The 26,158-nt window shown below is 48.1% G+C and carries 22 protein-coding genes; all 22 read right to left on the bottom strand.

Annotation, left to right across the window (positions count from 1 at the left end; genetic code table 11):
- Positions 1-5 precede the first annotated feature (5 nt).
- On the bottom strand, positions 6-602 hold the full coding sequence (locus B1728_RS10730; RefSeq protein WP_079910216.1) for a dipicolinate synthase subunit B: 597 nt from the start codon (positions 600-602) through the stop codon (positions 6-8).
- Positions 599-1,498, bottom strand: coding sequence for a dipicolinate synthase subunit DpsA (dpsA, locus tag B1728_RS10735; RefSeq protein ID WP_079910217.1), 900 nt, complete (start codon positions 1,496-1,498; stop codon positions 599-601). The genes B1728_RS10730 and dpsA overlap by 4 nt, the downstream gene beginning before the upstream one ends.
- Before the next feature lie 207 nt (positions 1,499-1,705).
- Entirely contained in the window at positions 1,706-2,152 is a 447-nt protein-coding gene (dut, locus tag B1728_RS10740; RefSeq protein WP_079910218.1) for a dUTP diphosphatase, read from the bottom strand.
- Positions 2,145-3,395 carry a M16 family metallopeptidase gene (locus B1728_RS10745; protein ID WP_079910219.1) on the bottom strand — a complete coding sequence of 417 codons (1,251 nt, stop codon included), beginning with the start codon at positions 3,393-3,395 and terminating at the stop codon, positions 2,145-2,147. The genes dut and B1728_RS10745 overlap by 8 nt, the downstream gene beginning before the upstream one ends.
- Before the next feature lie 61 nt (positions 3,396-3,456).
- Positions 3,457-4,506, bottom strand: a complete 1,050-nt coding sequence (locus B1728_RS10750) for a polysaccharide deacetylase family protein (protein WP_079910220.1) — start codon at positions 4,504-4,506, stop codon at positions 3,457-3,459.
- A gap of 144 nt (positions 4,507-4,650) precedes the next feature.
- Complete coding sequence (gene pnp / locus B1728_RS10755) at positions 4,651-6,753, bottom strand: polyribonucleotide nucleotidyltransferase (protein ID WP_079910221.1); 2,103 nt, start codon at positions 6,751-6,753, stop codon at positions 4,651-4,653.
- 255 nt (positions 6,754-7,008) lie between these two features.
- Positions 7,009-7,278: a 30S ribosomal protein S15 gene (gene rpsO, locus B1728_RS10760; RefSeq protein ID WP_079910222.1), complete on the bottom strand. Its 270-nt coding sequence runs from the start codon at positions 7,276-7,278 to the stop codon at positions 7,009-7,011.
- A gap of 155 nt (positions 7,279-7,433) precedes the next feature.
- The gene (locus B1728_RS10765) at positions 7,434-8,384 is read right to left on the bottom strand and encodes a bifunctional riboflavin kinase/FAD synthetase (RefSeq protein WP_079910223.1); all 951 of its coding nucleotides are present in this window, start codon (positions 8,382-8,384) and stop codon (positions 7,434-7,436) included.
- A gap of 37 nt (positions 8,385-8,421) precedes the next feature.
- Positions 8,422-9,348, bottom strand: coding sequence for a tRNA pseudouridine(55) synthase TruB (gene truB / locus B1728_RS10770; protein WP_079910224.1), 927 nt, complete (start codon positions 9,346-9,348; stop codon positions 8,422-8,424).
- Positions 9,345-10,349, bottom strand: a complete 1,005-nt coding sequence (locus B1728_RS10775) for a DHH family phosphoesterase (protein ID WP_079910225.1) — start codon at positions 10,347-10,349, stop codon at positions 9,345-9,347. Before B1728_RS10775 ends, truB begins: the two co-directional genes overlap by 4 nt.
- The gene (gene rbfA, locus B1728_RS10780) at positions 10,346-10,702 is read right to left on the bottom strand and encodes a 30S ribosome-binding factor RbfA (RefSeq protein ID WP_079910226.1); all 357 of its coding nucleotides are present in this window, start codon (positions 10,700-10,702) and stop codon (positions 10,346-10,348) included. The genes B1728_RS10775 and rbfA overlap by 4 nt, the downstream gene beginning before the upstream one ends.
- A gap of 5 nt (positions 10,703-10,707) precedes the next feature.
- Complete coding sequence (gene infB, locus B1728_RS10785) at positions 10,708-13,479, bottom strand: translation initiation factor IF-2 (protein ID WP_079910227.1); 2,772 nt, start codon at positions 13,477-13,479, stop codon at positions 10,708-10,710.
- A complete protein-coding gene (locus B1728_RS10790; protein WP_079910228.1) occupies positions 13,472-13,834 on the bottom strand; it encodes a YlxQ family RNA-binding protein in 363 nt (120 codons plus the stop codon). Before B1728_RS10790 ends, infB begins: the two co-directional genes overlap by 8 nt.
- Positions 13,791-14,102, bottom strand: coding sequence for an RNase P modulator RnpM (gene rnpM, locus B1728_RS10795; RefSeq protein ID WP_079910229.1), 312 nt, complete (start codon positions 14,100-14,102; stop codon positions 13,791-13,793). The genes B1728_RS10790 and rnpM overlap by 44 nt, the downstream gene beginning before the upstream one ends.
- A gap of 38 nt (positions 14,103-14,140) precedes the next feature.
- Entirely contained in the window at positions 14,141-15,238 is a 1,098-nt protein-coding gene (gene nusA / locus B1728_RS10800) for a transcription termination factor NusA (protein WP_079910230.1), read from the bottom strand.
- A 39-nt stretch (positions 15,239-15,277) separates the two neighbouring features.
- Positions 15,278-15,736, bottom strand: a complete 459-nt coding sequence (gene rimP, locus B1728_RS10805; protein ID WP_256865329.1) for a ribosome maturation factor RimP — start codon at positions 15,734-15,736, stop codon at positions 15,278-15,280.
- Between the two features lie 183 nt (positions 15,737-15,919).
- Positions 15,920-20,224, bottom strand: a complete 4,305-nt coding sequence (locus B1728_RS10810; RefSeq protein WP_079910232.1) for a PolC-type DNA polymerase III — start codon at positions 20,222-20,224, stop codon at positions 15,920-15,922.
- A 77-nt stretch (positions 20,225-20,301) separates the two neighbouring features.
- A complete protein-coding gene (gene proS, locus B1728_RS10815) occupies positions 20,302-21,750 on the bottom strand; it encodes a proline--tRNA ligase (protein WP_079910233.1) in 1,449 nt (482 codons plus the stop codon).
- Positions 21,751-21,935: 185 nt separating this feature from the next.
- Positions 21,936-23,189 (bottom strand): RIP metalloprotease RseP, encoded by a 1,254-nt coding sequence (gene rseP / locus B1728_RS10820; protein WP_079910234.1) that lies wholly within the window; start codon positions 23,187-23,189, stop codon positions 21,936-21,938.
- Positions 23,190-23,357: 168 nt separating this feature from the next.
- Positions 23,358-24,500, bottom strand: a complete 1,143-nt coding sequence (locus B1728_RS10825; protein WP_079910235.1) for a 1-deoxy-D-xylulose-5-phosphate reductoisomerase — start codon at positions 24,498-24,500, stop codon at positions 23,358-23,360.
- Positions 24,501-24,521: 21 nt separating this feature from the next.
- Positions 24,522-25,319 carry a phosphatidate cytidylyltransferase gene (locus tag B1728_RS10830; RefSeq protein WP_079910236.1) on the bottom strand — a complete coding sequence of 266 codons (798 nt, stop codon included), beginning with the start codon at positions 25,317-25,319 and terminating at the stop codon, positions 24,522-24,524.
- Between the two features lie 20 nt (positions 25,320-25,339).
- The gene (locus B1728_RS10835) at positions 25,340-26,107 is read right to left on the bottom strand and encodes an undecaprenyl pyrophosphate synthase (protein ID WP_079910237.1); all 768 of its coding nucleotides are present in this window, start codon (positions 26,105-26,107) and stop codon (positions 25,340-25,342) included.
- Between the last annotated feature and the right edge of the window lie 51 nt (positions 26,108-26,158).

Consider the following 26,158-nt stretch of genomic DNA (forward strand, 5'->3'; position numbering starts at 1 on the left):
AATCATTATTGGTAATTGAACCGTTCAATGATCATCGGCTGAAGCTGTTTTCCCTCTAAAGCCGCTTCGCAGGTTTCCATAATCTGATCCATGCGGGCGACGAGCGAATTAGGCTTCGCCATTGGAGCATCCTGACCGAACGGGACAAAGTAAATGTTTTTGGTAATCAGCAGCTTACTGATATTCATAGAATTAAGACCAAGTCCATCATTCGTGGAAATAGCCAAAACAACAGGCCGTTGATTGCGCATTTGCGCCTTCGCGGCCATCAAGACAGGACTTTCTGTCATTGCATTAGCGAGCTTGCTGGTCGTATTCCCTGTGCAAGGCGCGATGACGAGCACATCAAGTAATTTGGATGGCCCCAGTGGTTCCGCATCTACAATCGAGGCAATAATATCATTGCCCGTAATTTCCTTCAACTGCTTCTGCCAATTTTCAGACGTTCCAAACCGGGTGTCTGTCGTAAGTATCGTGAACGAAACAATCGGAACCACTTTGGCTCCGGCATCCACAAACCGTTGAATTTGCGGCATTACTTCAGCAAACGTACAATGCGACCCTGTTAAAGCAAAGCCTACGGTCTTTCCCTGCCAATTCATTCCACATTCCTCCTCTGTCCTGCATCCTCAAGGATAATTCGGCTCAAGGTGTCGGCAATGATGCGGCCGGCTGTCTTCGGCGCAACAATTCCAGGGAGTCCTGGCGCAAGCAAAGCCTTGATCCCCCGCTTCTCGGCAAAACGAAAATCAGTTCCGCCGGGCTTGGAGGCCAAGTCAATGATCACTGCACGATGTGGAATATTGGCAATTATTTGTGCTGTGACTATCATAGACGGAATTGTGTTAAAAAGCAAGTCAATATTCGCCACCTGAGTATACAAATCCTGCGTATAAAAAGGGATAAAGCCCATTTCCCAAGCCCTTGCATAGTACTCTGGCTTGTTGACGCCAACCTTCACTTTAGCCCCCAGCCCCTGCAAAGTTCTGGCTAAAGTGATGCCGGTTCTGCCAAATCCGAGCACCATCGAATTGGAGCCGTGAATCGTAAAATCCGTATTCTGAATGGCCATCATTAAGGCGCCTTCGGCGGTTGGAATGGAGTTGTAAATGGCAACATCATCCCTATCGAACAATTCGACTAGTCTGATGGAGTACTGTGAGCACAGTTTCCGTAAATAAGGCTTCGCCATTCCCGTAAATACTCTTGCATGCTTGGGTAAAGCTTTGAAATGTTCTTCCGTAAGCCTCAATTCGGATGTAGAAAAGATACTTTCCACATTTCCGTGATCATCGGTTCCAACAGCAGGTAGTATGATTGCATCCACTGCCTCAAGGGCTTCGGGGCTCAGCTCTGTTTTGGTGATGCCGCTGAATTGATTTTGTAAATTATCAAAACCGATCAGCACGATGGAAGCATCAAGCTCAGAGCATTTATGAATAACTTCAAGCTGGCGTGCATCACCACCGATGAGAGCCACTTGAATTCCTGTTAGCATTCAATCTCACCTCTTTCTAAGTCGCTTTCGATAACTCATCTTATGCGGCCGCCCAAGGATGGGTTACAGACACGAGATTGATGCCTATTAAGAACCCCCCGCATAGTTCGACATTGATTTTGAAGCCCCTTATCCTCTGAACGGGATCCCTGAAAATGATATAATGACAAGAAAAAAAACACCCTCCTGCGAAGGAAGGTGTTTCTGTTATTTGGTCCCGGTATGGCCGAAGCCTCCGGCGCCGCGCACGGTTTCCGACAGCTCGTCTACCTCTGTTAATTGAATGGCAGGTACAACCTGAAATACCATTTGGGCTATTCGTTCATTTCTTTGTATGGTAAAGGGCTCCTTGCCGTGATTGATTAGAAGCACCTTGACTTCCCCTCGATAATCCGCATCAATAGTACCCGGCGAGTTTAAAGTTGTGATTCCATTCTTGTAAGCAAGCCCGCTCCGCGGTCTAATTTGCGCTTCCAGCTCATCCGGCATAGCCAGGGCGAATCCGGTCGGGATCAGCATCCGGTCGCCAGGCTGCAAAGTAACCGGCTCACTGACGGCGGCATGCAGATCAAAGCCGCTTGCCAATGCCGACATCTTCTGAGGAAGCTGAATATCCTCATTGCCCGGAAGTCTCTTGATTTGTACGTTATACAAGCTGATCCCTCCTGAAGCCGTCGATGACATCATCCTTCTGTCCGACCATAGCCAGCGCGAACGGCACGGACATCATATGATTGGCCATGTCTTGAATGTCGGACAGCTGAACGCTTTCGATCCGTTCAATGATTTCGTCCATCGTGTTATGCTTACCCAGCATAAGCTCATTTTTACCCAAACGGTTCATTCTGCTGCTTGTGCTTTCCAGGCTCAGGATCAAGCTGCCTTTCATTTGTTCCTTCCCTTTCTTCAGCTCTGCGGCAGTGAGCCCCTTCTGCTTGATCTCGCTCATGAGCTCCATCGTAACCTTCAAAACATCGGCTGTCTGCTTCGGTGCCGTTCCAGTGTATATCGTAAACATTCCGCCATCCTGATAGGAGGTGTGATACGAATAAACAGAATAAGCCATGCCTCTTTTTTCACGAATTTCCTGGAACAATCTGGAGCTCATTCCCCCGCCGATAGCATTATTTAATAGAACCATGGCATATAGGCGGTCATCCTTGGCGGATAAGCCCGGGAAGGAGAGACAGATATGGTTTTGCTCGGACTTTTTCTCATGAAACATCAAATTTCCGCCAAAGGACGGGGTGACTAACGTTTGCTCTGCTCCCGTATTTTGGAATTCGCCAAAATGCTTTTCTATCAAGGCCATCAGGCTGTCGTCCACATTGCCGGCAATAGCAATAACGGTGCGATCGATGGAATATTGATCTTTCATGTAATGGCGAAGCGTATTCGAATCCATCGCCGAGAGATTCTCTTCCGTTCCTATGATGGTGTAGCCTAATGAATGCTCTTCGAAAGCCGCCTTCGCAATTAAATCATGAACCATATCGTCCGGAGTATCTTCATACATGGAGATTTCTTCGAAAATAACGTTCTTTTCTTTCTCCAGCTCCTCCGGATCGAACGAAGAACGGAAAAACATATCAGCCAGAACTTCAACTGCTATAGGTAAATGCTCATCGAGCACTTTGGCGTAGTAGCATGTATATTCTTTGGAAGTGAACGCATTCACGTTCCCGCCAATTCCATCAAAGATTTCAGCAATATCCTTGGCGGAATATCGATCTGTTCCTTTGAACAGCATATGCTCGATAAAATGGGAGATTCCGTTGTTCTGCACATGTTCATTGCGCGAACCTGTCTTCACCCAAATTCCGAAAGATACGGAGCGGCACGTAGGAATCGGTTCCACGATGACCCGCAGCCCATTGTTTAATACGTATTTATTCAATGAATGGAGCCTCCTCGGAAAATCTCTGTATGTATCTTTATGTATCTTAATGATATTACCATTAATGCGGAGCAGACTCAACTTCGGGAACGCGATTTGATGAAATTAACTCGCTGACTGTCCCCAGTACAAGCCCCTTACTTTTTATGATCTTGATCATTTGCTGCAAAGCGCTGCTGGAAGACGCTGTAGGATGCATCAAGATCAAAGAGCCCGGCTCTACTTTTGTCGATATTTTACGGATGATGGTAGCCGGCTCGGGCTTCATCCAATCTACCGTATCCAAAGTCCACAGGATCGTCTGCAGCTTAAGCGAATGCGCTATATTGACCGTTTCTTGATCGAAATCACCGGATGGAGGTGCAAACAGCCTGTTCTGCACCCCCAATTCTTTTTCAAGAAGAAGCTGGGTCTTCGTGATTTCCTCGGTAGCTTTAGCGCTAGAAAGCTCACTCATGTTTTTGTGGGAATAGGCGTGGTTGGACAATTCATGTCCTTTTTCCTTGATTTTGAGTGCCGTAGGGATATTATTTTTCAACCAGCTCCCGTCAAAGAAGAACGTCGCATGGACCTGCTCCTTCTCCAATACGTCCAGCATCTTATCCAGATACTCGTTCCCCCAGGCCACATTGATCATCAACGATACCATAGGCTTGTTCGGATTTCCCTTATAGATCGGCTGAGGCCCGAGCTGTTCCAAGCCGATGGCAGGCTTAATCTCTTTGGTTACGATTTTCAGGTTGTCCGTATTCGGCTGCTGTTCGGTTAGCGCAAGGGATTGCTCGATATCCACCTCAAGCCCGTTATAGCCGGGGATGGCTTTCCATACTCGGTCCACTTTGGCATTAATAGGAGCTATGTATCGCCTCTGTGCTTCCTGTTGTATTCTTTGCTTCAATGCCTCGCGTCGATCCTGCTCCAGCCGGTTCATTCCTCCCCATACAGAAGCCGCGGCTGAAGAAATAGTCCACTGAACCGGCGATGATGCTGCGGAAATGGATTGACGGAGCTTGGCTTCTTGTACAAATGCCTGCAGGCTTTTTGACTGCTGAATACCGAAGAATGCAGCTGCGAAAATACCGGACAATACTAACACCTGAACTCGTTTCATAACCTTGCTCCTGTCGTTAGATCGTTTGTCCCATTCATATGCGCCTCGGGACAAGATTATGACTCGGGCATCCGTTTTCAGGCAAAACAAAAAGAGACAGACGACTCTGACTCTTTCTCGTTCTTGCTATAGATGGCTGATATTTTATGATTGGGCAGGTACTTGCGCCGTCAATACTGCTTTACGTGACAAATTCACACGGCCCTGCTGATCGATTTCAGTCACTTTAACGGTAATGGTATCTCCGACAGCCACAACGTCCTCAACCTTGGCTACACGCTCTGTAGACAGCTGAGAAATATGGACCAAGCCTTCCTTGCCAGGCAATATTTCTACGAATGCGCCGAATTTTTCAACGCGCTTAACGGTACCCAGGTAGGTTTCACCAACAACGACTTCCTTCACGATGCCCTCGATAATTAGACGGGCTTTTTCGTTCATTTGCTCGTTGGAGGAAGCGATAAATACGCGGCCGTCTTGCTCGATATCGATTTTTACGCCGGTTTCTTCAATAATTTTGTTGATGACTTTACCGCCTGCACCGATGACATCGCGGATTTTATCCGGATTGATCTGCATAGTAACAATTTTTGGCGCGTATGGCGACAATTGAGGCTTAGGCTGTTGAATGCGCTCCAGCATTTTGCCCAGAATGTGCATCCGGCCTTTTTTAGCTTGTTCCAATGCCTGTGTCAAAATGGCCCGGTCGATACCGTCAATTTTAATGTCCATTTGAAGTGCCGTTACCCCGCTTGCAGTGCCAGCTACTTTAAAGTCCATATCCCCGAGATGATCCTCCATGCCTTGAATGTCGGTCAAGATCGAGAAATGATCCCCATCCTTAATAAGACCCATGGCAACGCCCGCTACAGGAGCTTTGATAGGAACGCCAGCGTCCATCATAGCCAAGGTGCTTGCGCAAATACTTGCTTGGGAAGTGGAACCATTGGACTCCAATACTTCAGATACGAGACGAATCGTATAAGGGAAGTCGGTTTCCGATGGAATAACCGGCTCAAGTGCCCGTTCACCCAATGCTCCGTGACCAATCTCGCGGCGGCCTGGAGGACGAAGCGGTCTGGCTTCCCCGACACTGAACGGAGGGAAATTGTAATGATGCATGAAACGCTTGGTTTCTTCCAAGTCCAAACCGTCAAGAATTTGTACGTCACCCAATGCTCCCAAGGTACAAACGCTCAACGCTTGAGTCTGACCGCGTGTGAATAAACCGGAGCCATGTGTGCGCGGCAGCAGATTAATGTCACATTCAATCGGGCGAATTTCATCCAAGGCACGTCCATCCGGTCTTACCTTGTCGTGAGTGATAAGACGGCGAACCTCTTCTTTGACGATATCGTACAGTGTTTCCTTCACATCGGCCAATTTCTCAGGCGTTTCTTCGTATTGGGCTGTGAAGTGCTCTACCGTCTCGGCATTGATGGCGTCGATCGCATCTTGTCTTGCATGCTTCTCGGCAATTTTAACCGCTTCAACCAATCGTTCTTGTGCATAGGCGCGCACTTCGCGATTTACGGTCTCATCAACGCTGTGCAGCTTAACTTCCATTTTCGGCTTTCCGGCAACTTGCACCAATTCCTCTTGGGCTGCTACAATTTTGCGGATTTCATCATGACCGAACATGATCGCTTCCAGCATGACTTCTTCAGGCACTTCATCGGCGCCCGCTTCTACCATCATAATAGCATCTTTGGTGCCTGCTACTACGAGATGAATATCGCTCTTCTCCGCTTGCTCCAAAGTAGGGTTGATGACGAATTGTCCGTCAACACGGCCTACGATAACGCCGCCAACAGGTCCGTTGAATGGAACATCGGAGATGCTGAGCGCAGCGGAAACCCCGATCATGGCTGCAATTTCCGGAGAACATTCCTGATCCACGCTCATAACGATGGCTACGACTTGTACGTCGTTACGGAAGCCTTCTGGGAAAAGCGGACGGATCGGACGGTCTGTCAAACGGCTTGCGAGAATCGCCTTTTCGCTCGGACGGCCTTCACGTTTGATGAACCCGCCAGGAATTTTACCTACGGAATACAGACGCTCCTCATAATTCACGGTTAACGGAAAGAAATCAAGATCCTTCGGTTCGGCGGAAGCCGTCACCGTACAAAGCACCACGGTGTCTCCGTAACGTGCTGTTACGGCAGCATTCGCTTGCTTGGCTAGACGACCCGTTTCAAGAATGAGCGGGCGCCCGCCTAAATCCATTTGTACTCTTTTTTCCATAAAATCCTCCTAAGAGTTTCTGCTAAGAAACTTTCTACGTAAGCGACAGCTTCCGGTCAAGAAACTTTCTTCCTACACGATGCTGAATGGTTCTACTAACACTTCTTCATAATGCCTAGTATTTCCTTCTTTTTCGAAATAAATCTCGCTTCGGCTAAAAGAAACATACGAAAAAGCAACCGCGCTGCCCCTGTCCGAGCCCAAAACGGACCCAAACAGCAGACAACCGTGGTTGCTCCTTTGAAATCAATCTGATTATCGACGAAGACCAAGCTTTTCGATAAGGGCGCTGTAACGTTTAACGTCTTTGTTTTTCAAATAAGTTAACAGCTTACGGCGTTGACCTACCATCTTCAAAAGACCGCGACGAGAGTGGTGGTCTTTCTTGTGTGTTTTCAAATGGTTTGTCAGGTTCACAATATTTTCAGTAAGAATTGCGATTTGCACTTCAGGAGATCCTGTATCGGATTCATGAGTTTTATGCGTTTGGATCAATTCTTGCTTACGTTCTTGTGTCAATGCCATCGTTCATTCACCTCCATAATTGAATATCCCCAATGGCCCAGAGAGCGCCGGAGTAGTCGAATCTCCATGCCATGGTTCATGCCGGACCCTATTGGTTCGACAACGTTTTATAGTATAGCACAGATGCAGGATAAATGTAAAATAAAGAAATGAAATTATGAATATTTTTCTGCCAAAATCGTCCGCGCCCTATCCACATCCGAGCGGATTTGGGTAATTAGTTCATCCACGGAACCGAATTTGCGCTCAGGCCGCAGAAAAGAAATAAACTCTACCGTGACAGAGCTTCCGTAGATCGAGCGTGAGAAGTCAAATAAATGAGCCTCCAAAGTGGGCTTATCCAAATGTTCAACGAAGGTCGGCTTTTTCCCGACATTCATGACCGCATGATGTACCTCTCCGTCCACATTCACTTTAGCCGCATACACGCCAAGCGTCGGAATGACAAAGGATTCGGACATTTCTATATTCGCTGTCGGAAAACCGATCGTGCGCCCCCGCCCGTCCCCTGTCACAACGGTGCCGGTAATAGTGTAAGGACGGCCTAACAAGAGGTTTGCCTCCTCCAGCTGTCCGCTTTGCAAATATTCGCGCACCAGCGTGCTGCTTACCTTGCTGCCGTTCAGCAAAAACGGCCGTATCACCTCAACGGCAAAGCGTCCCGCTGCGAGCTCGCAGAGCGTATCCGGCGTACCTGCACCCCGGAAGCCAAAGGTAAAATCGAAGCCCACGATCACCGTATTCACATTCATAGGAATCAGCATATTCTCCACAAACTGTTCCGGGGTTACTTTCATAAACTCCGAATCAAAAGCAACCAAATAGCTGTTATCCAAGCCCATCCCGGCAAGTATTCGTTCCTTTTCGTTGGCAGGCGTGAGCAGTTGGGTATATTTATGCTGCCCCAGCACCTCTTTGGGATGAGGATGAAAGGTCATGATCGATGCAGGAATATGCATGTTCTTCGCCGTCTGCAGCGCCCGCTTGATCACTTCCTGATGACCGAGATGAATGCCGTCAAATTCCCCGATGGCCAATACCTGGGGTACTGTAGCTATCGAATCTTTACCTTCGACTATTGGGTAATTTAAATGTATAGATTGCATCGAATATGTCACCTGCATTCTTTTCAGACGAAGCTTGCTACGAAAATACTTTAACTGGCTGCAGTTCCTCTTTATCGCGATTCCATAGAAAAATCCCTATAAATCGGGAGCTTTCGCTATAAACCGCGTAATTAAGCCCTTCAGCGTCTGTTAAAGCCGTCTGCTCCGAAGGAGTCAAGGTCAGTTTTTGCCCAAGCAGCGCCTTGCGAGTCTGCCTTTCACTCAAACGCACCTTGGGCATATGAGCTAAAGCTATTTCGGCCGGTATCAGCTTGTCCGATAAACCGCCCTGCTGTTGAAGCAGCTCCAGCTGCTCCAAGGTAAGACATTGCTCCCGTCCGATGCTGCCCGAGGAAGTACGGACAAGCTCCGACATTACCGCCGGGTATCCGAGTGCTTTCCCGATGTCCACACATAACGTGCGGATATAGGTTCCTTTGGAGCAGCGGACACGGAAGCGAATTTCCGGGTGATGCATATCAAGATTCATTTGTAATATCTCAATTTGATAAATTGAGACTTTACGCGACTTGCGCTCTACTTCAACCCCCTGGCGAGCCAATTCATACAGCCGCTTGCCATCGACTTTAACCGCCGAGTACATAGGGGGAACTTGCTCGATTTCGCCTACGAATGAATGCAGCGTCTCACGCACCTGTTGTTCTGTCAAGGTGACTTGGTCCGCTTGCTCGATGATTTGACCGCTTGCATCCTCCGTATCGGTAGCAAGACCGATTTTTAAAGTTGCTTCATATTCCTTGGGAAGCTCCTGGATATATTCTACCAGACGGGTAGCACGGCCAATGCAAAGCGGCAGCACACCGGTCACTTGAGGATCCAGCGTTCCTGTATGGCCGATCCTTTTTATCCTTAGAATACGTCTCGCTTTGGCAACCACATCATGTGATGTAAATCCGGCCGGCTTCCAAATCGGAAGTATTCCTTCTAACGTTTCGTTCGTCATCCCAGCGCCAAACCTACTTCCTTAACCACCCGTTCGATGGCTTCGTCCAGCGTCCCTTCGACAGCACATCCTGCCGCGCGGACATGTCCGCCGCCGCCGAAGGCTTTGGCAACCTGTGCCACATCCACCTTGCCGTTGGAGCGTAAACTCACCTTCACCATGTCTTTCCGTTCTTTGAACAAAATGCCTACCTCCACGCCTTCAACGCTTCTCGGGTAGTTGACCAATCCGTCCAAATCCTCGTTACTGGCGCCGCTTTGCTCAAGCTCGTCTAATGTGACCGAAAGCCAGGCTACTTGGTTGCCGTGAGCGAATTTCAAGGAAGACAGGCTGCTTTTGATGAGTGCGATCTGCGGGTAGGACAGCTTTTCCAGCAAATGCTCGGCAAGCTCATGCCCTTTTACCCCTCGCTCAAGCATATCCGCAGCAATCCGCATTACCTTCGGCGTAGTGTTCGAGTACCGGAAGCCGCCTGTATCGGTTAACAGCCCCGAATACAGGCAAACATTAAGCTCATGCGAAAATGGAATGTTCATCGTCATGCATAGATCATACAGAACCTCGACGGTTGCAGCGGCTGTATCCACCACTAGATTATAGCTGCCAAAACGGTCATTCGTTGCATGATGATCGATATTTAATAGCTTTACATCCGGAGATAAAAGCTGACTTACACTGCCCATCCTGGAAAAGTCCGCGCAATCCACGCAAATGACGCGGGTAAACGACGCTTCCATCGATCCTGCCGAAGCTTCGTAATCGATCACTGTCTGTTGCCCGGCACCCATGTACCTGAACTTCTCAGGCATGTTCCCCTCGTTGATAAGGGTATACTGCTTGCCCAAAGCGGTCAGCATCCATGCTACGGCATATGTAGACCCGGCGGCATCCCCATCCGGATGAATATGGGATACCACCAGAAAATGATCGTTCTCACGAATGAATTGCGCAGCAGCCTCCAAATGAGCGGCATACTCGTCCTGCCGGGATAGTGCCGTCATGGCTGCGCATTCTCCCCGTTAATCTGGTTCAGCAGCTTCTCGATATGACTGCCGTAATCGATAGATGCATCGAAACGGAAGATCAGATCCGGAATTTTACGCAGCCGGATTCTTTTGCCGAGCTCCGAACGGATAAATCCGCTGCCGCGGCCCAGCGCTTTTAACGTTTCTTCCTTTTGTTCGTCAGTACCGAGGACACTTAAGAACACTTTGGCTTGAGACAAATCATTCGTTACCTCGACGCCTGTTACGGTAATAAATCCGATACGAGGGTCTTTCAGCTCCGATTGGATGATTTGGCTAAGCTCCTTCTTAATTTGTTCTCCGACTCTTCCTACGCGAATACGCGCCATTCAAATCACCTCTCAACTGTCTCCATTACGAAGGCTTCGATAATATCCCCTTCTTTAATATCGTTGTATTTATCCAGAGATATACCGCATTCGTAACCTTGAGCAACTTCCTTCGCATCGTCCTTGAAGCGTTTGAGGGAGTCAATGTTACCTTCGTACACAACGATTCCGCTGCGGATCAAGCGCATTTGAGCATTACGGGAGATTTTACCGGAAATGACCATACATCCCGCAATCACGCCGATTTTGGAAACCTTGAATATGTTGCGGACTTCCGCTTGCCCGATAACAACCTCTTTATATACAGGATCCAGCATCCCTTTCATGGCCTGCTCGATTTCCTCAATGACTTTGTAGATGATGCTGTGCAGACGAATGTCCACTTTTTCTTGGTCAGCCGTATTCTTCGCTTGCGGCTCAGGGCGAACATTAAAGCCGATAACGATAGCATTAGATGCTGAAGCCAAGATTACGTCGGATTCAGTAATCGCACCTACGCCGTTATGCAATATTTTAACGCGAACGCCTTCGATATCAATCTTCTCAAGCGATCCGCGCAGCGCTTCAACCGATCCTTGAACGTCCCCTTTGATGATTACGTTCAGATCTTTGATTTCGCCGTCTTTAATATGTTTGTACAGATCGTCCAAGGTTACACGAACATTCGCTCCCATTTCCGATTGTCTCAACGTAATAGCACGTTTCTCGGCAATGGCTCTTGCTTTACGCTCATCTTCGAAGCAGATAAACGGATCGCCTGCTTGTGGTACTTCGGTTAAGCCGGTAATTTCTACAGGAGTGGACGGACCCGCTTCCTTCAGCTTTTTACCTTTGTCATTGACCATAGCGCGAACGCGGCCAAAGCATACGCCGGCTACGAAGCTGTCTCCGACTTTAAGCGTACCATGCTGAATAAGAACGCGAGCAACCGGACCTTTACCTTTATCCAGCTCGGCCTCAATAACAGTACCTCTAGCGCGTTTATTCGGGTTGGCTTTCAGTTCTTGAACTTCAGCGACCAGCAGAATCATATCGAGAAGATTTTCAAGACCGATACGCTGTTTAGCGGAAATGTTGCAGAAGATCGTGTCTCCGCCCCACTCTTCCGGTACAAGTTCATACTCTGTTAGCTCTTGCTTGATTTTATCTGGATTAGAGTCTGGTTTATCTACCTTGTTAACCGCTACGATAATAGGCACTTTTGCCGCTTTAGCATGGTTGATCGCTTCAACAGTTTGAGGCATAACACCGTCATCTGCTGCTACTACGATGATCGTGATGTCCGTTACTTGCGCGCCGCGGGCACGCATCGATGTGAACGCTTCGTGACCCGGAGTATCCAGGAATGTAATTTTCTTATTATGGATTTCGACCTGGTACGCACCGATATGCTGGGTAATTCCCCCTGCTTCGCCCTCGGTTACGCTTGTTTTACGGATAGCATCCAACAAGGTCGTTTTACCGTGGTCGACGTGACCCATAATGGTGACTACCGGTGGACGCTCCAGCAGATCTGCTTCGTCATCCTTCTCTTCGAACTGCTCAAACTTATCTTCCTCAACCGGAATTTTCAGTTCGACTTCAACATTATAGTCACTTGCAAGCAGTTGAATGGCATCCAGATCAAGCTCTTGGTTAATGGTTGCCATAATGCCCAGGAACAACAATTTCTTGATAACTTCCGAAGCATCCTTATGCAGAGCTTTAGCCAACTCGCCAACCGTCATCGTACCACGAACGATAATTTTTTTAGGGGTATTATCCACTTTTTCCTTCTTCACAGGTTCTTGCTGGAATCTCCCCTTCTGATTGCGGTTGTTACCCCGATTGTTTTGCGGGCCTCTGGAAGTACTTACTTTATTATCGTCAAAACGCTTCTGGTTCGGTTTGGTCTTCTTCGTTGTCTTGCCTTTGCTAGCTGCATCCTCTTGATCTACATCAACGGGTAAGCTAGCTCTTGAAGGGCCCGCACCAATAGATTTGTTGAAGGAGTTGGAGGCTCCTTGACCTGCGCCACGTTGATCAGACGATGGCCTGCGTTGATCGAATCCGCCCTGCGGACGACCGGAACGCTGGTCACCAGAACGGCTGCCGTTGCCGCCGCCAGGTGCACCGCTGCGGTTGCCTTGACCTTGATTGTATCCGCCGCTTGGACGGTTTTGGCTTTGGCCTCCGCCTTGCTGGCTGCCGCGGTTCTGATTGTAGCCTCCGCCTTGTTGGCCGCCGCCACGGTTCGGATTGCTGCCGCCCTGCTGGTTGCCGCTGCGCTGTTGGTTGTTGTAACCGCCTTGGGAGCCTTGACCTTGAGGTCTACGATCTCCATACTGCCCGCGGTTGCCCCCACCTTGACCTTGCTGGCCGGAACGCGGTCCGCTATGGTCGCGGTTGGATTGGCCTTGGCCTCCGCCGGTTCTTTGCTGATTGCTTGGCGTATTGCCTGTTTGGGCTTGAGGAGCCTGAGGCTTAGTGTCTGTCTTAGGTTGTTGAGCTTGTGCTTGTGCGTTTGCGTCTGTGTTCACTGTGTTCGTGCTATTCGTACTGATAGAAGCATTCCCCGTTTCGTTAGTTCCTCGTTTGGCTGCTGCATTGGCTTTTACTTCTTTAAAAAATTTTTCCACACTCTCCACTGTATCGTTCTCCATTACACTCATATGATTGTTAACTGGAATACTAAGTCTTTTAAGAATTGTAATAATCTCTTTGCTGCTCATATTCAAAGACTTCGCATACTCATATACTCTAAGCTTATTATCTTTATTATTGTCTTGTTTACTCAATACTGTCCACCTCCGTACGATTTTCCAGACTTTTCTTCAGCATTTTCGCAAATCCAGCATCGGTTATGGCTAGAACAACGCGTGTTTCCTTTCCGATACTTGCTCCTAACTGCTCACGGCTGCCGTACTGATGTAGGGGAACCTGATAGGTACTGCATTTATCGTTCACTTTTTTCAAAGTGTTGGGGGAGGAATCTTCTGCAACAATGACCATCTTGGCCTCGCCCTTACGAACTGCGTCTATGACGGCATCTTCTCCCGTAATGACTTTACCCGCTCTCATGGCCAATCCCAAGTTATTAAACCATTTATTATTCATCATCCACCGCCGCTTCTTTGCCGGCAATGAATTCATCCTCTACTTTAATAAAATCCTGTTCCAAAGCATCGTAAATGTCCGCGCTGACCGATTGCTTTAGAGCGCGATCCAATGCTCGGCTCTTTTTAGCCAATCTGAAGCAAGACAGCTTTCCGCACAAATAAGCTCCGCGTCCCGCTTTTTTACCCGTCAGATCAATGATGATGTCGTCATTTGGCGTTTTTACGACGCGAATCAGTTCTTTTTTGGGCATCATTTGCTGGCATGCTACGCATTTGCGAAGAGGGATTTTCTTTTGCTTCATCTTAGATCACCTTCTACTTGTCAGCTGCTTATTTGAAATTAGTCGATACTGACGGAATCCTGGTGCATTTCCTCAGTGAATGTTTTAGGCCGGCCGTATTCCTGCTCCGCTTGCGTTTCGCTCTTGATATCGATCTTCCAGCCCGTCAGCTTGGCAGCCAATCTAGCGTTTTGCCCTTTAATGCCGATAGCAAGGGATAGCTGATAATCAGGTACGATAACACGGGCCATTTTCTCGTTCTCAAACACGTTCACTTCAAGCACCTTGGAAGGACTGAGCGCGTTAGCCACGTATTCGTCCACATTCTCAACCCAGCGTACAATATCGATCTTCTCGCCTTTCAGCTCGTTAACGATCGTTTGGACGCGCATTCCTTTAGGACCGACACAGGAGCCCACAGGATCGACTTCGGGATTGCGTGAATAAACGGCAATTTTGGAACGGAAGCCCGCTTCACGCGCGACGGAACGAATCTCCACGACGCCGTCAAAAATTTCGGGAACTTCCAGCTCGAATAAACGTTTTAAAAGACCCGGATGCGTACGAGATAAAATAATTTGCGGGCCTTTAGTCGTATTTTCCACTTTCGTAATATAAGCCTTAACGCGGTCGCCCTGCTTAAATTTATCTGTCGGCATAAGCTCGGTCAACGGCAGCGCAGCCTCAATTTTGCCCAAATCGATATAAATATTGCGCAGGTCCTGTCTTTGTACAATACCGGTCACAATATCCTCTTCTTTGTCGACGAAAGCATTATAAATCAAACCGCGCTCCGCTTCGCGTATCCGCTGGGTAACAACCTGCTTGGCAGTCTGCGCTGCGATACGGCCGAAATCTCTTGGAGTTACCTCGATCTCGACGATATCGTTCAATTGATAGTTCTGATTCAATTCACGCGCAGCATATAGAGAAATTTCCATACGGGGATCCAATACATCCTCAACCACCGTTTTGCGGGCGTATACTTTGATCAATCCGGTGTGACGGTTAATGTCTACACGCACGTTTTGCGCGGTATTAAAATTACGTTTATAGCTGGAAATCAGTGCCGCTTCAATAGCATCGATCAGCACTTCCTTGGCGATTCCTTTTTCCCTTTCAATTTCCAATAATGCTTCAATAAAATCCATGTTCATTTGAACGGAGCTCCCCCTCTCATAAAATCCACCACTGTTTTAGAACACGATCGCCAGTCTTGCGCTTGCTACTTTGTTGAAAGGAATTTCGTGTTTTTTCTTTCCGATTTCAACGACGACGGTCTGCTCATCAAAGGACAGAAGCGTTCCTTCGAATTCCTTCAACCCATCAACCGGCTCATATGTCGTCACAAATACATGCTGGCCCACTGCCTTATGATAGTCCTGCGTCTTTTTCAAAGGACGCTCGGCACCCGGCGAGGATACTTCCAGGAAGTAAGCGGTAGGAATCGGATCCTTTTCATCCAATTTTTCACTTAAAAATTCGCTGATACGGCCGCAATCGTCAATATCGATGCCGCCTTCCTTGTCCACATATACTCGTAGAAACCAATTGCTGCCTTCTTTAACATACTCAACATCGACTAATTCAAAGTTGTTCTCATCCAAAAAAGGCTGAAGAAGTGATTCAACTATAGGTTTAATTTGCGAAATCAACCTGCAACCTCCTATCATCAAATGGAAAGCCAGACGCTTTCATCTCTGTAACAAAATGTAAAGAGTGGGTTTCCCCACTCTCTAAGATCCGAACTTATAAACGGTTGTTACCAAAGAAGATTATACCATAAGCCTTATAGGTATGCAATATGAAGACGGCTTGCTTCATTGAAAGAGGAGTGCCTAGAATAGTGACAGCTGGTTGGATTCCGGCAAGCCGCGGAAGCAGCCCATCGAGCCGAGCAGCTCAACGATCGTTTTGGACGCCTTACTGCGTGTTTGGAAATCCTCAATCGACAGGAACGGCCCGTCATCCTTGGCAGCGGCAATATTTTTGGCGGCGTTCACCCCGATCCCCGCTAAAGCAGAGAAAGGAGGGATTAAGGAATCTCCGTCAACCAAAAACTTCGTCGCATCGGATTTATACAGATCGATTCCTTTGAAGGAAAAGCCTCTGGCAGTCATTTCGAGTGCCATTTCCAGTATGGATACCATCGCCTTCTCTTTTGGCGTAGCCTGGAATGCTTTCTCTTCAATCTCAATCAGTCTGCGCAAAATAGCGTCATAGCCTTGGCAAAGCAGATCAAGCTCGAAATCCTCGGCACGCACCGTGAAGTAAGTCGCGTAAAATGCAATCGGATGGTACAGTTTGAAATAAGCGGTACGAACCGCAGAGATAACGTAAGCGGCAGCATGCGCCTTCGGAAACATATACTCGATCCGTTCGCAGGATTCGATATACCACGCGGGCACGTTGTGCTTCTTCATATCTTCCTTCCACTCAGGCGTCAAACCTTTACCCTTACGAACGCTCTCTGTTATTTTAAAGGCGAGTCCTGCGTCCATTCCCGCCTTATAGATCAAGTACAGCATAATCTCGTCACGACAACCGATAACGGTCTTGATCGTACAAGTGCCTTTCTTGATCAGCTCCTGGGCGTTGCCAAGCCAAACTCCCGTTCCGTGTGACAAACCGGAAATTTGAAGCAAGTCGGCAAACGATGAAGGCTGCGTTTCCTCCAGCATTTGACGTACGAATTTCGTCCCCATCTCTGGAACGCCGTAAGTTGCTACCGTGCTTCGGATTTGCTCGGGTGTGACTCCTATGGCCTTGGTCGAGTTAAACATGCTCATGACTTTAGGATCATTCATAGGAATGGTCGTAGGGTCGACTCCGGTCAAGTCCTGCAGCATCCTCATCATGGTCGGATCATCGTGCCCGAGAATATCGAGCTTCAGCAGATTCGCGTCAAAGGCATGGTAGTCAAAGTGCGTCGTCATCCATTCAGCACTTGTATCATCCGCTGGAAACTGGACTGGTGTAATGTCATTCACATCAATGTAATCCGGAACAACTACGATACCGCCAGGATGCTGGCCCGTACTTCGCTTGACCCCGGTACAGCCGGAGGCTAGTCTGCTGACCTCGGCTCCGCGCCATTTCTTCCCCTGCTCCTCTTCAAACTTTTTCACGTAACCGAAGGCGGTTTTTTCCGCAATGGTACCGATCGTACCCGCACGGAATACACTTTTCTCACCGAAGAGCACCCTCGTATAGTTATGGGCAACCGGCTGATATTCCCCGGAGAAGTTCAAGTCGATATCGGGGACCTTGTCCCCTTTGAAGCCAAGGAACGTCTCAAACGGAATGTCCTGCCCTTCACCTTTAAGCTTTGCTCCGCATTTAGGACATTCCTTATCCGGGAGGTCAAATCCGCTTGGCACGCTTCCATCCAAAAACCATTCATTATATTGGCAGGATAGACAAACGTAATGCGGGGGCAGTGGATTAACCTCGGATATACCCAGGAATGTAGCTACGACAGATGAACCTACCGATCCCCGAGACCCTACCAAATATCCGTCCTGGTTAGACTTCTTAACGAGCCGCTCCGATACAAGATAGTTCGCAGAGAACTCGTATTTGATAATCGGCACTAGTTCCTTCTCCAGCCGTGCGACAACGACTTCCGGCAGCGGCTCGCCATAGAGACGTTTGGCCGTATCATAGCACTTGGTCCGAATTTCTTCATCCGCACCTTCGATGATCGGAGCAAACAGTTTATCCGGAAACAGCTGAAGCTCCTCGAATTGGTCTGCCAGATCACTCGTATTCCGCACGACGACATCGAAAGCAGTCTCTTCACCGAGGAATTGAAACTCTGCCAGCATTTCTTTGGTTGTTCTGAAGTGAACATCCGGCTTCTTCATATCCTTTAATGGACTGAAGCCGGTAATCCCGTTAATCGTAATATCGCGGCATATTTTATCGCGTGGATGCAAGTAATGGACATTACCGGTGGCAATGACCGGCTTGTTGAATTTACGCCCGATATCAATGATTCTACGGGTTGTATCCTCCAGCTGCTCCTTGCTGCCAACCAGGCCCTTGTCCACCAGATGCATATTAACGCAAGTAGGCTGAATTTCCAGCACATCATAGAATTGCGCAACTTCCTCTGCCTCTTCTATGGACTTATTCAGCACCGTTTCAAAAAACTCGCCCTTCTCACAGCCTGATGAAATAATAAGGCCTTCTCTCATGCTTTGGAGCAAGCTCTTAGGAATACACGCGACTCTATGAAAATATTCGGTATGAGACAAAGAAACCAGCGTGTAAAGGTTTTTCTTGCCGACCATGTTCTTTGCATAGATGCAGCAGTGAAACGGTCTTGTGTTTTTCAAGCTTTTGCCGACATCGTCGTTCAACCGCTCCAGATCGGTTATGCCGCGGTCATTGGCTTCTTTTATAAGATGAAATAAGATATAGCCCAACGCCACGGAGTCGTCAATCGCGCGGTGGTGATTATCCAGGCTGACCTTGAATTTATCGGCCAGCGTGTTCAGACGATGATTTTTCATCGTAGGGAACAACAGCCTTGCCATCTCCAGCGTGTCGAGAGAAGGATTCGTAACCGGCGGCAGACCTAATTGCTTACAGTTCGCCTGAATAAAGCCCATATCAAACCGGGCATTATGAGCGACAAGCACGCAGTCCCCTACAAACTCGAGAAACTTGGGAAGCATGTCTGACAGCTCAGGAGCGTCCCTGACCATATCATCCGTAATATTAGTCAGTTGCTGAATGTTATACGGGATTCTTTCATGAGGGTTAATGAACGTGGCAAAACGGTCGATCTCCTTGCCATCCTTCATCTTCACTCCGGCGATTTCTATAATCTTGTTATGGACGATAGATAAGCCGGTGGTCTCAATATCGAAAATGACGTACTCGGTATCTTTCAAATCCATCGAACGTGCGTTCTCTACCACAGGAACCCCGTCATCCACAACGTTCGCCTCAACACCATAGATCATCTTGATGCCATGCTTCTTAGCCGCTTTATTGGCCTCCGGAAAGCTTTGTACACCGCTGTGATCCGTAACAGCTATAGCTTTGTGGCCCCATTTGGCTGCCGTTTTGATATATTGGTCGATCGGAGTAATTCCGTCCATTGTACTCATGGTTGAATGCAGATGGAATTCGACCCGCTTCTCCGCAGCATCGTCCTTGCGGTCCGGCGGCGGCATCACTTCATTGACATCATTTGGGATGAGGACCAGCTCAGGAATTTGCATAAAGCGGTCATATTCCACTTTTCCGCGTACCTTTACCCAAGTGCCGTTCTGAATCAGGCTGTAGATTTTAACGTCTTCCTTCGTTTTGGCAAAGGCCTTGATCATCATGGAATCGGTGAAATCCGTTATGTTAAATGTAAACAGGGTGCTGCCGTTTCTAAGCTCCTTCACTTCCAAGCCGAACACGGCGCCCTGCAGCGTCACTTTCTTCTCTTCATCCTGAACCATCTGAATCGGTACCGGAGGATCTTTAATCTCGTAGCCTACCATCAGCTTTAACTCCGCTTCAGGGAGAGACTCGGCTTCCTCCACTTCAATAGATGTCATGATCTCTTGGGTGACGATCTTTTCTTCTTCTTCAATTTTTTTGGCGAATTTCTCAAACTCCGCTTCGCGGTTCTCATCCATAGCATAACGAACATGGAAGTCAACGCCAAAGAAATCAGAGAAATACGTCTGCACCCACTGTCCGATATTTTTCTTTTTGGCAAGCTCCAGCCCAATGGAATCCAGTAAAATCAGCGTAAGCTGATGCCCCTGAACCTCTATCTTAGCCCGGGCCATCCAACCGTTGACGGAGGTAGCCTCCCGCTGCACCCACTCAATAAACATTCCCCAATATTCACGAGCCACTAATTCCGGTTCTACATCCTCCGTATACTTCAGCATAAATCGGATTGCTGCAATATGGGCGAATTTGTCACGGATCATCTTGCAAAAGGAACGGTAAACGTCATTGGGAACAATGGTGCTTTTTACGATATAAAACGTCCATTCTCTGTTTTTGCGCGTTGTTTCAACTCTATCAATATACCCGTCCTGAAAAAAAGAGTTCACTACATCCACAGGCACATGGGCCTGCTGCATCAGCATCTCAAAGCGTTCTCTCTTCACTGCCGTACTGCTCATGAACTTCCTCCCCCGTAAAACATACAAAGGGCAAACAGGAGATGTTGCTTTCCGATTTGCCCTTGATATCCTTGCAATTAATAAGCTTTACCGAACACGACGGTATGCTTGGAAGCTTCTCCGCATACTAGACATGTTGATTTGTGTTCACCCGGCTCAAACGGGATGTTACGGCTTGTTGCGCCTGTCTCTTCCTTAACCTGAGCTTCACAAGCATCGGATCCGCACCAGCCTGCCAAGGCGAAGCCGCGCTTCTGCTCCAGGAACAACTTGAATTCATCCAGCGTATCCACCGAAGTGAAATTCTCATCGCGGAACTGCTTAGCTCTATCATACATTTGTTGATGGATTTCTTCCAGCATTTTTTGCACTTCTTCGACAAAATGATCCTGCTGGACTACGCGTTTTTCCCCGGAAATTCTCGAAACAAGCACCACTTGTCCGTTTTCCATATCACGAGGTCCCAGCTCTACACGAATCGGTACGCCGCGCATCTCGTATTCATTGAACTTCCAGCCGGGACTTTGATCCGGACGGTCGTCTACCTTTACACGAACCCCGGCTTGTTTCAGCTGAGCGTACAGCTCATCAACACGGGCTACTACTTGCTCCCTTGTTTTCGGAGGACCGATAGGAATCATGATGACTTGTGTAGGAGCAACCTTAGGCGGCAGAACCAATCCTCTGTCGTCTCCGTGAACCATAATCAACGCACCGATAAGACGCGTGCTTACACCCCAGGATGTCGTATGACAGAAGGTATGCTGATTCTCGCGGTCCAAGTATTTAATATCAAAGGCTACAGCGAAATTAGTGCCCAAGTAATGGGAGGTTCCCGCTTGAACCGCCTTGCCGTCTTTCATCATCGCTTCGATGGAATAGGTATCTACGGCGCCGGCAAACTTCTCCGAAGGGGTCTTCTGTCCGACGATAACCGGTATCGCCAGGAAGTTTTCCGCGAAATCGCGGTAGATTTCTAGCATTTGCATCGTTTCACGACGTGCATCCTCTTCATTCTCGTGCGCTGTATGTCCTTCCTGCCACAAAAACTCGCTCGTCCGCAGGAACGGCTGCGTCCGCTTCTCCCAACGAACCACGTTCGCCCATTGATTGATCAGCAGCGGCAAGTCTCTATACGAATTAATCCATTCGGAATACATATGTCCGATCATAGTCTCTGATGTAGGGCGAATGGCAAGGCGCTCCTCCAGCTTTTCTCCGCCTGCTTCCGTTACCCATGGCAGTTCGGGGTTAAAGCCTTCGACATGCTCCTTCTCTTTTTGGAAAAAGCTTTCCGGAATAAAGATAGGGAAATATGCATTGCGGTGACCTGTTTCTTTGAATCTTGCATCCAGTTCACGTTGGATGTTCTCCCAGATTTCATAGCTGTCCGGCTTAAACACGATGCAACCGCGCACCGGCGAATAGCTCATCAGGTCTGCCTTTTTAATAACATCGATATACCATCTGGAGAAATCCTCGCTTTGAGGTGTAATCTCCTTAACAAACTGCTTTTCTTTGGACATTGGGGGTTCTCCTCCTACAAACTATCATGAGAAAACCTCATATAGAGGCCTTTCATAGATGAGCGAGCGTGTTCAATTGTCACATCCGACGGAAGGGGCCTTAACTCATGAAGCATGCCCTAACCTTCCTATGTAGTAAACAAAAGCATAGCCCTGCATCAGCAAGGCTATGACTTAGGGATAAACTAGCCTTTAATCAGTCGTAAAATATCGTTATAGGTTACCGCAATCATGAGAAGCATCAGCATCGCAAAGCCGACAAAATGGACGAGGCTCTCTCTGCTTGGGTCAACAGGCTTCCCGCGAAGCGCTTCAAAGCCCAGGAACACTAAGCGGCTTCCATCCAAGGCAGGGAACGGCAGAAGGTTGAACATCCCCAGATATAAGCTCATGATGGCCGCCCAGAAGGTGTACTGGGGCAAACCGGCACTGGCTTGTTCGCTGGTGAACTCAACAATGCGGACTGGTCCGCCTAGATCGTCCATTTTGACCTGTAACGTAACGAGCTTGCCGAAGCTGTCCAAGATGGAGACGGCAGCTTGTGACATGCTGCTCCACCCGTTGCTGGCTGCATCGGTAAAGGAAGCTTTCCGGTTCTCCGAAATCAGGCTGACACCGACTAAGCCGCCGCCTTTCTCTTCCGGGGTTACTTCTTTACGAATTTGTTCCTTATTGCGTTCAATAATCCAGATCATCGGTTGGTTGACGGACTGCTTGATCATCTTCGTCAGCTTGTTACGGTCAGCACCAATAGGCTCATTATTGACCGAAATAATAATATCATTCGCCATAAGTCCCGCTTTTTCTGCAGGCGAGCCCGCAACGGTACTTTGAATTTTCACTTTATCCGGTACACCGGCCATAAAGGCAACCGTAATGAACAATATGAACGCGAGAATAAAGTTCATCATCGGTCCTGCAAATATAGACATAGCCCGCTGGCCGACGGTTTTGCTGCCAAATTGGCGATCCCACGGCGCGATCTGGGTTTCCTTGTCTTTGCTTACCATCATCGCTTGGGGATGAACGGAGAACTGCTTGAGCTCGCCATCCATATCGAGCTTGATAAACAGGCGGCGCTCCAAATCGATATCTTCGACAACACCGACCACGGAATCGGAACGATCATCCAGGTCATTCAAATAAATATGGGTCACTTCATTGCCTTTCAATGCCAGAGCAATACGCTGACCGGGGTTAATCTGAACAATCTCTGGATCTTCGCCAGCCATGCGCACAAATCCGCCGATAGGCAGCAGACGAAGGGTATATCGGGTTTCGCCTTTCTTAAAAGAAAGCAGCTTCGGACCGAAGCCGATCGCAAACTCTCTGACCAGAATCCCGGCCCGCTTGGCGAAATAAAAATGTCCCCACTCATGTATCGTCACCAGAACAAAAAATAGCAGAACAATTTGAAACGCAATTTGCAATGTAGCCAATCGAACGTCCTCCCTTTAAGCATCGCGATTAGTCAAAGACCAGTTCCATGGTCGGGCTCATTCTTTTCATTAAGATTAACATTATTTGCGATATGAATACAAGCCGAGCCATGTTATGAACATATTATCTTGTCGATGAAATGATGCTAGGGAATTTACCTGTTCCAATTAACTTCCCATTCTTGCTGTCTGTCTTGCCCATGTATCCGCGGCTGTGATTTGTTCCAAATCCGGATGCGCAACCGGATCATGCCGTTCCAGAGCGCTTGCAATAATATCTTCAATTTGTAAAAATCCGATTTCACCCTTCAAGAAGCGTTCAACGGCTACTTCGTTCGCAGCATTGTATACCGTTGGCGTTGTCCCGCCCGCTCTGCCGCTGTCGAAAGCCATTTTCAGGCAGGGAAAGCGGACATAGTCCATCTCGCGAAAGGTCAATTTGCCCATAGCGGCCAAATTCAACGGTTGAGACGGTGTAGCTATACGATTCGGATAAGTGAGGGCGTACTGGATAGGGACCCTCATATCCGGATTGCCAAGCTGAGCAATAATGCTGCAGTCCATAAACTCCACATAGGAGTGAATGATGCTTTCAGGATGTATCAGTACCTCAATCTGATCATAAGGCAGCCCGAACAACCAATGGGCTTCGATAACCTCTAGCCCCTTGTTAACCATAGTGGCCGAATCGATGGTGATTTTGGCTCCCATCGACCAATTCGGATGTTTTAACGCCTGCTCCACTGTCACATCTTTGAGTTGCTCGCGGGAATACTCTCTGAAGGAACCTCCTGAGGCAGTCAGCATTATTTTTTTGATGTCTTTCCTGGACTCGCCGTTCAGACATTGGAAAATGGCAGAATGCTCGCTGTCGATCGGAATCAGCTTGACGCCGTGACGTTCGGCTTCGGCCGTAACCAGATGGCCCGCACTGACCAAGGTTTCTTTGTTCGCCAGACCGATATGCTTTCCCGCCCGAATGGCTGCGAGGGTAGGCTCCAGGCCTTGACTCCCTACGACCGCTGTTACTACATCGGAAGCATCGGTACCTGCTGCAATTTCAATAAGACCTTGATTCCCGTAAAAAATTTGGGTACCTGCGGGAACATGCATCTTCATTTGATCAGCAAGCTCCTTCGTTGCGACGGAAACCTTGGCGGGACGAAATTGATGTACCTGATCCAGCAGGAGCTTCACATTATGGCCGCCTGCCAGGCCCACAATTTTAAACTGTTCCGGGTGATGGGAAATAACGTCCAATGTTTGTGTACCGATAGAACCGGTTGATCCAAGTATGGAAATGTGCTTCATGTTTCACCTCGAACAATCGAATTAGGTATGGGGAAGTAACGAAAGCAGATGAACAACCGGAAACACGATCAGCCAGCTATCCACCCGGTCTAGTACACCGCCGTGCCCTGGAAGGATGGCCCCCGTATCCTTAATGCCCTTGACCCGCTTATAAGCAGATTGGATTAAATCCCCCATTTGTCCGACTATAGCGATGATGACACCGAGAAGCAAAGCCTGTTTCCAAGAAAGCAGTTCAGGGGAAGCCAATGAAAAACAGATAGCCACAATGATGGAAAGAACAACTCCTCCTGCGGCGCCTTCAATCGATTTCTTAGGACTAATAGTCGGCCACAAGGGATGCTTGCCAATTGCTGACCCTGTGAAGTACGCGCCGGAGTCCGTAGCCCAAATGCAGAAGAAAACCAGAAGCGTCCAGAACATCCCGTTCTCCATAGCACGAGTCTCGATCATGTAATGAAAACCGATACCCACGTACACCATCCCTAAGAACATCATGACCACGTGATCAATGGTTACCTTATTCTTGGAAACGACGGTAGCGCATAATAAAATGAACATAAACAACCATATCATACGGTCCATGGATCCAACCGACGCAAGTTGAAGCGTATTCCACGGTATCGTTAAGCATGCTGTACCTATGTATCCGAAAAGGGCTGTAATACGATATGGCGTCAGCCCATTCATTCGTAAAAACTCATTAAAACCGATCAGGGACAGAATGACAATCAATCCGGCAAACCAGTATGCGCCTAGATACAATAGAATCATGAAGCCTAAACCGGCAATGACCCCAGTGATGATTCGCTGCTTCAAATTCATTCCTCCAATTACTGCTACAATCCTCCGTAACGCCGAGCTCTTCGTTGATACTCCTGGATTGCCTCATAGAAATGCCGCTCCGTGAAGTCAGGCCAGCACAAATCCGTAAACCATAACTCCGAATAAGCCAGCTGCCACATCAAAAAATTACTGATACGAAGCTCGCCGCTCGTACGGATCAACAGATCCGGATCAGGAAGCGGGTAGGTCAATAAGTATTGGCCAAATTTCGATTCATCCACTTCATCCAATGTAACTTTACCGGATGCCACATCCTCTGCCAGCTTTTTAACACCAGATAGCATTTCTCGGCGGCTTCCGTAATTCAAAGCAAAATTTAAAATAAGTCCCGTATTGTTCTTGGTTTGCTCAATCGCTTTCTGAATCGCCTCTAGTGTATAGTTTGGCAGACCTTCCTGCCATCCAGTCATACGAATCTGCACGTTGTTGGCGATAAGCTCATCAATCTCTTTTGGAAAAAATTCTAGAGGAAGCTTCATTAAATACTCGACTTCTTCCTTGGGTCTTTTCCAGTTTTCGGTTGAAAATGCATACATGGTCAGCACATTAATGCCGATAGCATTCGCAGCCATAGTAATCTTTTTTACGTTTTTCATACCTGAATGGTGCCCCGCAATACGCGGCAAGCCGCGCTTCTGAGCCCATCGCCCATTGCCATCCATGATAACCGCAACATGGTTCGGAATATTATCGGCATCGATCCGTTCTACCCACTCGTCATTCTGAGCCTTGCTTCCAAACCATTTCTTGAAAGGCATCATTTCTTTTTCCTCCAATAAGGAAAGTGTAAAAGCCCCCTCGAAAGGGGGTCT

Origin of the sequence: Paenibacillus sp. 32352, assembly GCF_002042965.1 — a bacterium.
Taxonomy (GTDB): domain Bacteria; phylum Bacillota; class Bacilli; order Paenibacillales; family NBRC-103111; genus Paenibacillus_S; species Paenibacillus_S vulneris.

Excerpts from the sequence above, each read along its gene's own strand:
- rpsO (WP_079910222.1), bottom strand. The coding sequence starts at position 7,278 with ATGGCATTGACACAAGAACGTAAGCAAGAATTGATCCAAACGCATAAA.
- nusA (WP_079910230.1), bottom strand. The coding sequence starts at position 15,238 with ATGAACATGGATTTTATTGAAGCATTATTGGAAATTGAAAGGGAAAAA.
- rbfA (WP_079910226.1), bottom strand. The coding sequence starts at position 10,702 with ATGGCGCGTATTCGCGTAGGAAGAGTCGGAGAACAAATTAAGAAGGAG.
- proS (WP_079910233.1), bottom strand. The coding sequence starts at position 21,750 with ATGTCCAAAGAAAAGCAGTTTGTTAAGGAGATTACACCTCAAAGCGAG.
- B1728_RS10790 (WP_079910228.1), bottom strand. The coding sequence starts at position 13,834 with ATGAATTCATTGCCGGCAAAGAAGCGGCGGTGGATGATGAATAATAAA.
- truB (WP_079910224.1), bottom strand. The coding sequence starts at position 9,348 with ATGACGAACGAAACGTTAGAAGGAATACTTCCGATTTGGAAGCCGGCC.
- rnpM (WP_079910229.1), bottom strand. The coding sequence starts at position 14,102 with ATGAAGCAAAAGAAAATCCCTCTTCGCAAATGCGTAGCATGCCAGCAA.
- B1728_RS10765 (WP_079910223.1), bottom strand. The coding sequence starts at position 8,384 with ATGCAATCTATACATTTAAATTACCCAATAGTCGAAGGTAAAGATTCG.
- B1728_RS10730 (WP_079910216.1), bottom strand. The coding sequence starts at position 602 with ATGAATTGGCAGGGAAAGACCGTAGGCTTTGCTTTAACAGGGTCGCAT.
- pnp (WP_079910221.1), bottom strand. The coding sequence starts at position 6,753 with ATGGAAAAAAGAGTACAAATGGATTTAGGCGGGCGCCCGCTCATTCTT.
- B1728_RS10835 (WP_079910237.1), bottom strand. The coding sequence starts at position 26,107 with ATGATGCCTTTCAAGAAATGGTTTGGAAGCAAGGCTCAGAATGACGAG.
- B1728_RS10750 (WP_079910220.1), bottom strand. The coding sequence starts at position 4,506 with ATGAAACGAGTTCAGGTGTTAGTATTGTCCGGTATTTTCGCAGCTGCA.
- B1728_RS10825 (WP_079910235.1), bottom strand. The coding sequence starts at position 24,500 with ATGAAGCACATTTCCATACTTGGATCAACCGGTTCTATCGGTACACAA.
- B1728_RS10810 (WP_079910232.1), bottom strand. The coding sequence starts at position 20,224 with ATGAGCAGTACGGCAGTGAAGAGAGAACGCTTTGAGATGCTGATGCAG.
- B1728_RS10775 (WP_079910225.1), bottom strand. The coding sequence starts at position 10,349 with ATGACGGCACTATCCCGGCAGGACGAGTATGCCGCTCATTTGGAGGCT.
- dpsA (WP_079910217.1), bottom strand. The coding sequence starts at position 1,498 with ATGCTAACAGGAATTCAAGTGGCTCTCATCGGTGGTGATGCACGCCAG.